We start from the raw sequence: 10,675 nt of genomic DNA, 5'->3' as shown, positions 1-10,675 counted from the left end.
CCGCAGCAACGGATATGTACCCCGTAAATACCCCGGTAGGCTGTCCACCAAAGCACCCCTAGTCCGCTTTGACGATGAATGATTCCCCGCTCAATCCGATGATCCATCACAACTGGCGCAGTGGCGCAGTGAGATCGGGAGAATTGAGTGATGCACAGCATGCGAGAAAAGACCCAGGACGAACGTGATCTGCTTGAACGGGCACGCAGCCTGGTGCCGGCACTCAAGGCACGCACGGCGCAGGCCGACAAGGACTTGAAGGTGCCGGTGGAGAGCGTCGTCGAGTTGCAGTCCGCCGGCCTGCTGCGGGCCTTGCAGCCAAAGGCGTTCGGCGGTTATGAAGTGGACCCGCGCACCTTCTTCGAAATCCAGACCATCCTCGCCGAAGGGTGCATGTCCACAGCCTGGATCTACGGTGTGATGGGCGTTCACCCCTGGCAGCTGGCGCGTTACCCGATCGAGGCGCAGCGCGAAGTCTGGGCCGATGACCACAGCGCGCTGATTTGCTCGACCTATATGCCGGCGGCCAAGGTCACGGTGGTCGAGGGCGGTTACCGCATCAGCGGGCGCTGGGGTTTCTCCAGCGGCAGCGAACACTGCCAGTGGGTGTTCCTGGGCGGCATCCTGCCACCCGATGGCGAGATGGCCGCCGAGCACGGTACCTTCCTGCTGCCGCGTCACGACTATCAGATCGAACACAACTGGGACGTGATGGGCCTGCGCGGCACCGGCAGCCATGACATCGTGGTCGAAGATGTATTCGTCCCGGCCCATCGTGTGCAACGCACCAACAATTGGACCCTCGAAGCGACACCCGGGCGCCTGGTCAACACCAACCCGATCTACGCGATCCCGTTCGCCCAGGTGTTCTCCCGCGCCGTCTCGACCTCGGCCATCGGCGCCCTGCAGGGCGCGATCAACGAGTTCCGCGACAATGCCGCCAAGCACATCGGCAAGCACGGCGCCCGTACCGCTGAGGACCCGGTGGCACAGACCGCCGTGGCCGAAGCGATGGTCACCGTCGATAGCCTGCGCCTGGTGCTGGAGCGCAACTACGAGCACCTGATGACCCTGGCCCGTGCCGGCGAATACCCGGACACCGAGACCCGTCTGTTGTATCGCTACCAGTCGGCCTATGTGACCAACATCTGCGCCGAACGCGCCAACGATCTGCTGCGCAGCATGGCCGCTTCGGGTCTGTACAACACCAACCCGGTGGCACGACTGTTCCGCGACCTGCACCAGGCGCGCGGACACATCGCCAACAACTACATGGCCTACGGGCGCAGCTACGGCGCGGTGATGCTCGGCCTGCCCAACCCGGACCCTTACGTCTGAGGCGACGGAGCCTGTTTCGCCCCCTTGGGTTTCCACCTGTCCGTGATCCACGGCCAGGTGGTCATGAGTACCTGACCTATGAACAATTATCTTGCCCTGCGCGTGGCGCGCGTGATCGAGGAAACCGCCGATGCGCGATCCCTGGTGTTCGACGTGCCCGAGCATCTAAGCGAACGTTTTCGCTATCAACCCGGCCAATTCCTGACCTTGCGCGTCCCTTTCGAGGACGGTTGGCTGCCCCGATGTTACTCATTGTCCAGCACGCCGTTGCTGGATGAGCCATTGCGAGTAACGGTCAAGCGCGTGCACGAGGGACGCGCGTCGAACTGGTTGTGCGGCGAGTTGCAGGCCGGGCAGAACCTTGAGGTGCTGCCACCGGCCGGGGTGTTCGTGCCACGCAGCCTTGACGGTGACTTGCTGCTGTTCGGTGGCGGCAGCGGCGTGACCCCGGTGCTGTCGATCCTGCGTTCGGCGTTGCTCGCCGGAACCGGCCGGGTCCTGCTGATCTATGCCAACCGCGATGAGTCCTCGGTGATTTTCAAGGACGAACTCAGAAGCCTGGCCAGCGCTCATCCGCAGCGCCTGCAAATCGTCCATTGGCTCGATTCGGTGCAGGGCATCCCGAGCGTCGGGCAACTGGCCGAGCTGGCGCGGTCGTTTATCGACGCCCAGGCGTTCATTTGTGGTCCGGGCCCGTTCATGGACGCGGCTGTCAGTGCGCTAAAAACCCTCGGCATGCCGGATCGCCGGGTGCACGTCGAACGCTTCGTCTCGCTGCCCGGCGAAGGTGAATTGCCGCAGGTGACCAGCAGCGAGGCGGCCGTGGCCGCGCAGTTGGCGGTGCGCCTGGATGGCGAGGATCACCAACTGGCCTGTGACAGCGGCGAAACCGTGTTGGCTGCCATGGAGCGCGCCGGCCTGAACCCACCCAGCGCCTGTCGTGTCGGTGGCTGCGCCTCGTGCATGTGCACCCTGGAAAGCGGCGAGGTCGAACTGCTGCACAACGATGCACTGGACGCGGGCGATCTGGCCGAAGGCTGGATCCTTGCCTGCCAGGCGGTGCCCACCAGCGCACAACTGCGTATCCGCTTTCCCGATTGATGCCCTCCATGTTGCCAAGCACGAGCCCACGATGAATCAGAGCCTGAACCTTGCCGCGCCCCTGAGCGCTGCCCCTGCCACCCTTGCCCAGTTGGTCTTCAGCAGTGCCGAACGTTTTGCCGGGCGCACGGCCATTGAAGAACACGGCCAATGCATCGACTACGCCGATCTGCCCGATCGCGTCATGGGCTTCGCCCGGGGCTTGATGGCCCTGGGTATCCAGGCCGGTGACCGGGTTGGCGTCTGGGCGCCAAACAGTGGCGACTGGATCCTCGCGGCGCTGGGCACTCAGTGCGCCGGTGCGGTGCTGGTGCCGATCAACACGCGCATGAAGGGCCTTGAGGCCGCGGATGTGCTGGAGCGCAGCGGTTGCCGGGTGTTGTTTGTCCAGCAGCGTTTTCTCGACGTCGACTACCCGGCGCTGCTCGCACCTCATCGGCCGGCCAGCCTCGAACATCTGGTGATCATCGATGGCGACACGCCGGAGCAGCCTTCGGACCTGACGCTTGCACAGTTCCTGCAGGGTGCCGCGACTATCGATGCCGGCAGCGCCAAGCGCCGTGCAATGGCGGTCGGCCCCGAGGCCATGTGCGACCTGTTGTTCACCTCCGGCACCACCGGCAAACCCAAGGGCGTCATGAGTGGCCATGGCCAGAACCTGCGGGCCTTCACCGAATACGTCAGGGTCCTCGGCCTGGTACCAGAGGACCGCTACCTGATCGTCAATCCGTTCTTTCATGCCTTTGGCTACAAGGCCGGTTGGCTAACCTGCCTGATCGGCGGGGCGACCATCCTGCCCCATGCGGTGTTCGATGCCGAACAAGTGTTCCAGCGCATCGCCCGTGAGCGCATCAGCGTCCTGCCCGGTGCGCCGACCCTGTATCTCTCGCTGCTGGCCCATCCGCAGCTCAAGCAGACCGACCTGTCGAGCCTGCGAATCGCGGTGACCGGCTCGGCGAGCATCCCGCCGAGCCTGATCGAGCGCATGCGCAATGAGCTGGGATTCGCCGTGGTGACCACCGCCTACGGCCTGACCGAGTGTGGCGGACTGGCGACCATCTGCGATCCACAAGATTCAGCGCAGGTGATTGCCGGCACCAGCGGCCGGCCGATCGCCGGCACCGAAGTGAGCATCCGCGACCCGCACAACCAGGCGCTGGACGCGGGGCAGACCGGTGAGATCTGCCTGCGTGGTTTTCACATCATGCAGGGCTATTTCCAGAACCCTGAAGCGACCCGCGAAGCCATCGACGCCGAAGGTTGGCTGCACACCGGCGATGTCGGGCGCCTGGACGGGGCGGGCAACCTGATCATCACCGATCGCTTGAAGGACATGTTCATCGTCGGCGGTTTCAACTGCTACCCGGCGGAAATCGAGGCAGCGCTGATCAGGCACCCGGCCATTGCCCAGGTGGCGGTGATCGGTGTCGCCGATGAACGCATGGGCGAAGTCGGGTGTGCCTGTGTAGTGCTGCGTGAAGGACGAGAGCTCGACGAGGCGCAATTGATCGCCTGGAGCCGGGAGCAGATGGCCAATTACAAGGTGCCGCGCCAGGTGCGCTTCCTCAATGCCTTGCCATTGAACCCGTCGAGCAAGGTGGCGAAGAACGAACTGCGCGCGCTGGTGGCCAATAGCGCCCAGGCATGAGGCGCACTCATCTCACCAAACGGACGATGTGCGCGGCATCGGCTTTTTTCATGCTGTGGCGACACCAGAAAAAACAACAACAAAAGGAGAGGAGCATGTTCACGGGAAACACTGTCGCGCGCCATTCGGGAGAGTTGAGCGTTGGTCGCTGTCTGTTGGCAACGGCCATCACCATCGCCAGTGCCACGACCAGCGCCGCACCGAGCATCGAACTGGGGGAAAATACCACCCTGGATTCGTCGCTGACGGTCAACTACACCGCCTCCATGCGTACCGCCAAGCAGGCGAGTCAGTACCTCAACGATCCGAACAACGACGACGGCACGCGCAACTTCAAGCGCGGCTCGTTGATCAATAACCGCCTGAGCCTGTTCGGCGAACTGCAGCTCAAGCACGACAACCTTGGAGCGGTGCTGCGTGGCAGCCAGTTCTATGACGATGTCTATAACCAGAAAAATGCCAACGATTCGCCGCAGACGGTGAACAAGACCGGGCACAACGATGGTTTCAGCGACGAAACCCGCAGGCTCAGTGGCAGCATGGCGCGCCTGCTCGATGCGTATGTGTATGGCAACTTCGAGCTCGGCGAGACCCAATACCTGTCGCTCAAGGCCGGGCGGCATCTGGTGGCCTGGGGCGAGAGCCTGTTCTGGCCCAACATCAGCCAGGGCCAGGCCCCGGTAGATGCGACCAAGTTCAACGTGCCGGGTACCGAGGCCAAGGACTCGTACTTGCCGGTAGGGCAGGTGTCCGGGTCGTGGTCGCTGAACGAAGACCTCGCGCTGGTGGGCTACTACCAGTACGAGTGGGAAAAGACCCAGCTCAATCCCGTGGGCGACTACTTCGGCAGCGACACCTTCGGTCCCGGTGCCGAGTTCTATCGCCTGGGCAGCGGGGTGGTCAACAGCCTGCCCAACGGCCTGGCGGTCGGTTATGCCGGTGAAAAAGACGCCAGCGACAGCGGCCAATGGGGCCTGGGCGTGCGCTACCGGATCACCGAGAACACCGAAGTGGGGCTGTTCCATTACCGCTATAACGAGCGCATCGGCTCGATGTTCTTCGACTTCACCGGCACCACCCAATACTCTTCGCTCAAGGGCATCGGGCACGACGGCACCGCGCCGTCCTATCGCCTGGGCTACTTCGAAGACGTCAAGCTGACAGGTGTCAGTTTCAGCTCCAAGGTCGGCGATTCGGTGCAGTACGCCGGTGACTTGAGCTACCGCGATGGTGCCTCGGTCTACCTCAACAACGGCGCGCCGACCACCGGGCAGATCTGGCAGGGCAACCTCAACGCCATGTACATCCTGGGGCCAAGCCTGCTCGCCCAGCAGACCACCTTCATGGGTGAGGTGGTGCATCAACACATCGACGGGGTCGACAGCCTGACGATCACCGGTGGCGGGGCCGGCGTGGACGGCACCTTCGACCAGTTCGAATCGAAGACCCAGACCCGTGGCTCGACCCTGTTCGGCGTCGGCGCCTACATGGATTACCCGTCCATCGCCACCGGCCTGGACCTGAGCACCAAAGTGGTATGGACGCAGAACGTCGACGGCAGCGCCTATCAGGGCCTGGGCCGCGACGAGAAGCGCCTGACCGTGGGTGGCGACTTCAAGTACCTGGGCAACTTCCAGATCGGCATGACCTATGTCGCGTACCTGAGTTCGCCGGACGTTGCCCAGGGCCGACTGCTGGCTGACCGCGACTACCTGTCGCTCAACGCCAAGTACACCTTCTGATGATCATGGCTGCGTCGCGCGTCTGGCGACGCAGTCCCTCGTTTTTAGCCCGATAAAAATAAAGAGAGGCCTGTCATGAATCCTCGTCCGACCCCATCACCGTTCAGCCCGATCACCATTGGCCCACTGACCCTGAAGAACCGCTTTATCAAGTCCGCCACCAACGAGGGCATGAGTGCCCAGAGCGTGCCGTCCAAGCAACTGGTCAAGCTGCACTCGGCCCTGGCCGCTGGCGGCATCGCCTTGACTACCGTGGCCTACTGCGCGGTGAGCAGCGATGGTCGTACCTTGCCCAACCAATTGACCCTGACCCAATCCAGCCTGCCGCACTTCAAGGCCCTGACCGAGGGTGTGCACCAGGCCGGTGGCCTGGCCAGCGCGCAGATCACCCATGGCGGTTGCTTTACCTTTATCCGCGAGCGCTCGACCAAGCGTCCGCTGTCGGCCAGCGGCGGTTTCAACAAGATAGGCCTGATGAGTGGCATGTTCCTCAAGCAGGCGATGAACGAATCCGACATGCAGCAAGTGGTGCGCGACTTCGCGCAAGGCGCACGCCTGGCACGCCAGGCGGGATTCGATGCCGTGGAAATCCACATGGGCCACGGCTACCTGCTGAGCCAGTTCATTTCGCCGATGTACAACAAGCGCCGCGACCAGTACGGCGGCAGCCTGGAAAACCGCCTGCGCTTTCCGCGCCGGGTGCTGCGGGCGGTGCTGGATGCGGTCGGCCACGACATGGCGGTGATCTGCAAATACAGCGTCACTGAAGGCGTGCGCGCCGGTAACAGCGCCGAAGACGGGGCGAAGATTGCCCGCATGCTGGAAGAAGAGGGCGCGCACTTGCTGGTGCTCAGCGCGGGTATGAATGCCGAGTCGATCACCACCATGTTCGGCTCCTCGTTCCCCAAGGAAAACCGCGTGCAGCAGAAGAACAAGATCATTGCCCTGGCGATGGCCATCCAGCGGCGCAAGGAGCCGACGGTGGAATTCCGTGAGCTCTATTTGCTTGAGCATGCGCGCAAGGTGCGTGCGGCGGTGAAAATGCCGTTGGCTTATCTGGGCGGTGCCAAGAGCCTGGCGAGTATCGAAAAAATCATGGCCGAGGGCTTTGACCTGGTCGCCATGGGCCGGGTGTTGCTGGCCGAAAATGACTACATCAACAAACTCGAAAGTGGCGCCAGCCGCGACTCGATCTGCACCGCCTGCAACCGCTGCGTGGCGATGATGTACACCCCGGGTGGGACGTCTTGCGTACTCGGCCAGCCCGGTGACGCGATATTGAACAGCCAGAAGGCGGCAGATCGCTAACAACCCAGGCAACCAATACACCACAAACCCTGTGGGATCGCCGCACCGCCGCTCCCACAGGTTTTGTGGTGCTTGTCGATCAGCCGTTCTGCAGGAAGTCGATGCAGCTGCGGTTGAACAGTTCGCGGTGTTCCACCTGGACCCAATGCCCGCAGCGGTTGAGCACAATGAAGCGGGCGTTCGGCGCGCCGTCGATGATGCGTTGGGCGCCACTGACCGGGTTGAAATGATCGTTGGTGCCCCAGAAGCCCAGGATCGGGCACTGAATTTCACCCAACTGCGCTTCCATGTTCGGCACCATCATCGTACTGAACAGGTTCTTCGGCTGGGTCACCGCCACCGCCACGCGTTCCTGCAGCAGGCTTTCCGGCAGGATCGAGTCATCGAACAGCTGCAGGCGCATCATGCTGCGCATCTCCTCCATGCCGATGGGGCCGGCGCTGAACAGGCTGACCATGCGCACGATACCTTCCATCTTGAAGTAGGTTTCCCGCTCTTCGACACCACCGGGTGCCAGCAGAATCAGGCTCTGAACCAGTTGCGGCAGGCGCAGGGCCAGACCCAGGGCGATCGCGCCACCCAGCGAATTACCCAGCAGCGTGCAACGTCGCACACCGACCGACTCCAGGAAAGCCGCCACGCAATCGACGAAGAACTCCAGGTTGTACTGCACGTCCTCGGGTTTGTCCGAACGACCGAAACCGGGCAGGTCGAGCACCAGGTTGCGATAGCCCGCGGCGACGAATTGCGGGTAGTTGCCCTTGAAGTTGCTGAAGCCACTGGCACCCGGCCCGCTGCCGTGCAGCCACAGCACCACGGGGCCTGCGCCCTCATCCAGATAGTGCAGGCGCAGGCCGTTGGGCAGGGTCGCGTAATGGCCGACGGGCAGGGGCAGGTCTACGGGTTGGTTCATGGGGTTCTCCATTGTCTGCGGATTCATGAGGCACAACCGCGCCAGGCGCTGCAGCGGATCGAAGGGGAAACAGCGCCTGGCGAGTTGCGCGCCTTGCGAATGCTGGGCGTAGACGGGGGTGTTCACATCGTCCGTTCAGACCACGTGGCGCTAGTCCCATCGGACGATGTGTGCCCGGGGCCTTGCCGCTAATCATGCAAGTGACGGCTCCATTGCAGCGGGCCGCAGCGTATTCGCAGACTTGGAGATTGCTATGAAGTTACTCAATAAAGTCGCCTTCGTGACCGGCGCCGCGCAGGGCATGGGCCAGGCCATCGTGCGCGGTTTTGTCGCCGAAGGCGCCAAGGTGGTGGCTGTCGACCTGAACCAGGCAGCCCTGGCCGAGAGCCTGGCCGACCTGGGTGAGAAAGTACTGGCCCTGGCCTGCAACGTCGGTGACGGCGCCTCCGTGGCCGACGCCATGGGCCAGGCCGAGCAGCACTTCGGCGGCCTCGACATCCTAATCAACAACGCGGGCGTGGGCGCGCTGGACAGCTTCCTCGAAACGCCGGACGAAAGTTGGGCGCGGGTGATCGGCGTGAACCTGGGCGGCACCTTCCTGTGCTGCCGCGAGGGCGCCAAGCTGATGGTCAAGGGCGGCCGCAAGGGCGCAATCATCAACCTCTCCAGCACCGCCGCACTGACCGGTGACGGCCCAAGCCATTACTGCGCTTCGAAAGCCGGGGTGATGGGCCTGACCCGTTCGATCGCCCGTGAGTTGGCTGCCAGTGGCATACGCGTCAACACCCTGGTGCCTGGGCCGACCAACACACCGATGATGGCCGGCATCCCTGACGACTACATGCAGGCGCTGCTGAAAAACGTGCCCCTGGGCCGTATGTGCGAGACCGACGAGATTGCCCGGGTCGCGGTGTTCCTGGCCAGCGAAGATGCCAGTTTCATGACCGGGCAGAACATCGCCGTCAACGGCGGCATGGCCTTTATCTGATCAGGGAGTCACCCATGAGCAAGCGTCTACAAGGAAAAATCGCCTTCGTCACCGGTGCCGGTTCCGGCATCGGCGAAGCCACCGCATTGCGGTTCGCCGAAGAGGGCGCCACGGTGGTGCTGTGCGGGCGTCGCATCGAGCCCCTGCAGGGCGTGCAGGAAAAGATCCATGCCCAGGGTGGGCAGGCCGAGATCGCCGTCGCCGATGTCAGCGATGAACAGGCCTACGTCGGTGCGCTGCAAGCCACCGCGCAACGTCACGGGCGCCTGGACATCCTGGTCAACAACGCGATGGCCTACACCTGGGGCGGCATCGACACCATGACTACGGCCGACTGGCACGCCAATTTCGCCACCACCGTGGACGGCACCTTCTGGGGCACTCGCACCGCGATGCAATTGATGAAAGCGCAGGGCGGCGGTTCGATCGTCAACATTGCTTCGATCTGCGGCCTGTTCGGTACGGCGTGGATGGCCGGTTACTCGGCGGCCAAGGCAGCGGTGATCAACTTCAGCCGCGCGGCGGCCAGTGAAGGTGCACCGCACAACGTCCGCTGCAACGTGATCATTCCCGGTGTGGTCGACACCCCGGCCACGGCCGGCATGTTGGCCGATGCCAAGACCCGCAGCAACACGGAAAAAGTCATCCCGATGAAACGGGTCGGCCTGCCGGTGGAGTTGGCCAACGCCATTGTGTTCCTGGCCAGCGACGAGGCGTCGTATGTCACCGGCGCGAGCCTGGCGGTGGACGGCGGACGCGGTTCGGACCTGTACACGGTGCTCGACTGATGAACCAGGACAACGACAGCTTGCTTGAGCGCATCGACCGCCTGGAGTCGCTGGACGCGATCCGCCAACTGGCCGGCAAGTACGCCCTGGCCCTGGACATGCGCGACATGGACGCCATGGCCAACTGCTTCGCCCCGGACGTGCGGGTGGGCCGCGACAAGAGCGGCCGCGCGCACCTCAAGGCGTGGCTGGACGAAACCATGCGCAAGCAGTTCCACGGCACCTCCCACCACTTGGGGCAACACATCATCGAGTTCAGCGATGCCGATCACGCCACGGGCGTGGTCTATTCGAAGAACGAACATGAGACCGGTCCCGAGTGGGTGGTCATGCAAATGCTGTACTGGGACGACTACGAGCGGATCGACGGGCGCTGGTGCTTCCGTCGCCGCTTGCCGTGCTACTGGTACGCTAGCGACCTGAACAAACCGCCAATCGGCGGCCTGAAAATGCGCTGGCCAGGGCGGGAGCCTTACGCCGGTACCTTCCACGAGCTGTTTCCGTCCTGGGATGCCTTCTGGGCGCAACGCCCGGACAAGGATGCCTTGCCGCAGATCGCCGAACCTGCACCGTTGGAGGGTTTCCTCGCCAATCTGCGTCGGGGGGCGGGTGATCCGAAGATTCGGGTGCGTTGAAAACCGTGGTGGGACTGGATTGGGTGCATATCCGTTGCTGCGGTAACGGCCACCTAGGTTCTGCCCTTACTGTAGGAGCGAGCATGCTCGCGATGAACCTGAGAGCGCCGAGGGGTGTCAAGTGCCCAGCGTCATCGTTGACGACCATCGCGAGCATGCTCGCTCCTACAATGGGTCGCCGCGCTGGGCCATCCATGGCCCAGCGCGGCTAAAC

General features: G+C 63.4%; 9 protein-coding genes. 8 read left to right on the top strand and 1 reads right to left on the bottom strand.

The annotated features are described in order from the left end of the window. The first annotated feature begins 150 nt into the window (after positions 1-150). The 5 genes from PG5_RS31865 to PG5_RS31845 all read left to right on the top strand — a co-directional run bounded on the left by PG5_RS31865 (position 151) and on the right by PG5_RS31845 (position 7,137). Positions 151-1,338 (top strand): acyl-CoA dehydrogenase family protein, encoded by a 1,188-nt coding sequence (locus PG5_RS31865; RefSeq protein ID WP_020801201.1) that lies wholly within the window; start codon positions 151-153, stop codon positions 1,336-1,338. Positions 1,339-1,416: 78 nt separating this feature from the next. Continuing rightward, positions 1,417-2,439 carry a ferredoxin--NADP reductase gene (locus tag PG5_RS31860; protein ID WP_020801200.1) on the top strand — a complete coding sequence of 341 codons (1,023 nt, stop codon included), beginning with the start codon at positions 1,417-1,419 and terminating at the stop codon, positions 2,437-2,439. Between the two features lie 31 nt (positions 2,440-2,470). Beyond that, a complete protein-coding gene (locus PG5_RS31855) occupies positions 2,471-4,087 on the top strand; it encodes a FadD3 family acyl-CoA ligase (protein WP_020801199.1) in 1,617 nt (538 codons plus the stop codon). A gap of 95 nt (positions 4,088-4,182) precedes the next feature. After that, the gene (locus PG5_RS31850) at positions 4,183-5,829 is read left to right on the top strand and encodes a DUF1302 domain-containing protein (RefSeq protein ID WP_020801198.1); all 1,647 of its coding nucleotides are present in this window, start codon (positions 4,183-4,185) and stop codon (positions 5,827-5,829) included. Positions 5,830-5,904: 75 nt separating this feature from the next. Then, the gene (locus PG5_RS31845; protein ID WP_020801197.1) at positions 5,905-7,137 is read left to right on the top strand and encodes an NADH:flavin oxidoreductase; all 1,233 of its coding nucleotides are present in this window, start codon (positions 5,905-5,907) and stop codon (positions 7,135-7,137) included. Between the two features lie 79 nt (positions 7,138-7,216). On the opposite strand, the gene PG5_RS31840 is transcribed toward PG5_RS31845, so the two are convergent. Then, entirely contained in the window at positions 7,217-8,050 is an 834-nt protein-coding gene (locus tag PG5_RS31840) for an alpha/beta fold hydrolase (RefSeq protein WP_042955949.1), read from the bottom strand. Between the two features lie 253 nt (positions 8,051-8,303). Here PG5_RS31840 and PG5_RS31835 point away from each other — a divergent pair, with 253 nt between their 5' ends. The 3 genes from PG5_RS31835 to PG5_RS31825 are packed head-to-tail and all read left to right on the top strand — an operon-like array spanning position 8,304 to position 10,461. After that, complete coding sequence (locus PG5_RS31835) at positions 8,304-9,038, top strand: SDR family NAD(P)-dependent oxidoreductase (RefSeq protein ID WP_020801195.1); 735 nt, start codon at positions 8,304-8,306, stop codon at positions 9,036-9,038. Positions 9,039-9,052: 14 nt separating this feature from the next. Further along, the gene (locus tag PG5_RS31830; RefSeq protein ID WP_020801194.1) at positions 9,053-9,826 is read left to right on the top strand and encodes an SDR family NAD(P)-dependent oxidoreductase; all 774 of its coding nucleotides are present in this window, start codon (positions 9,053-9,055) and stop codon (positions 9,824-9,826) included. Next, entirely contained in the window at positions 9,826-10,461 is a 636-nt protein-coding gene (locus PG5_RS31825) for a nuclear transport factor 2 family protein (RefSeq protein ID WP_020801193.1), read from the top strand. The genes PG5_RS31830 and PG5_RS31825 overlap by 1 nt, the downstream gene beginning before the upstream one ends. Positions 10,462-10,675 lie beyond the last annotated feature (214 nt).

This window comes from Pseudomonas sp. G5(2012) (assembly GCF_000408945.1).
Taxonomy (GTDB): Bacteria; Pseudomonadota; Gammaproteobacteria; order Pseudomonadales; family Pseudomonadaceae; genus Aquipseudomonas; species Aquipseudomonas umsongensis.
Note: the sequence above shows the minus strand (reverse complement) of the source record. Positions and strands in the feature narration are given on the sequence as shown.

What these genes read in the sequence shown, in the direction of transcription:
- PG5_RS31865 (WP_020801201.1), top strand. Translation starts at nt 151, where the DNA reads ATGCACAGCATGCGAGAAAAGACCCAGGACGAACGTGATCTGCTTGAA.
- PG5_RS31860 (WP_020801200.1), top strand. Translation starts at nt 1,417, where the DNA reads ATGAACAATTATCTTGCCCTGCGCGTGGCGCGCGTGATCGAGGAAACC.
- PG5_RS31855 (WP_020801199.1), top strand. Translation starts at nt 2,471, where the DNA reads ATGAATCAGAGCCTGAACCTTGCCGCGCCCCTGAGCGCTGCCCCTGCC.
- PG5_RS31850 (WP_020801198.1), top strand. Translation starts at nt 4,183, where the DNA reads ATGTTCACGGGAAACACTGTCGCGCGCCATTCGGGAGAGTTGAGCGTT.
- PG5_RS31845 (WP_020801197.1), top strand. Translation starts at nt 5,905, where the DNA reads ATGAATCCTCGTCCGACCCCATCACCGTTCAGCCCGATCACCATTGGC.
- PG5_RS31840 (WP_042955949.1), bottom strand. Translation starts at nt 8,050, where the DNA reads ATGAACCAACCCGTAGACCTGCCCCTGCCCGTCGGCCATTACGCGACC.
- PG5_RS31835 (WP_020801195.1), top strand. Translation starts at nt 8,304, where the DNA reads ATGAAGTTACTCAATAAAGTCGCCTTCGTGACCGGCGCCGCGCAGGGC.
- PG5_RS31830 (WP_020801194.1), top strand. Translation starts at nt 9,053, where the DNA reads ATGAGCAAGCGTCTACAAGGAAAAATCGCCTTCGTCACCGGTGCCGGT.
- PG5_RS31825 (WP_020801193.1), top strand. Translation starts at nt 9,826, where the DNA reads ATGAACCAGGACAACGACAGCTTGCTTGAGCGCATCGACCGCCTGGAG.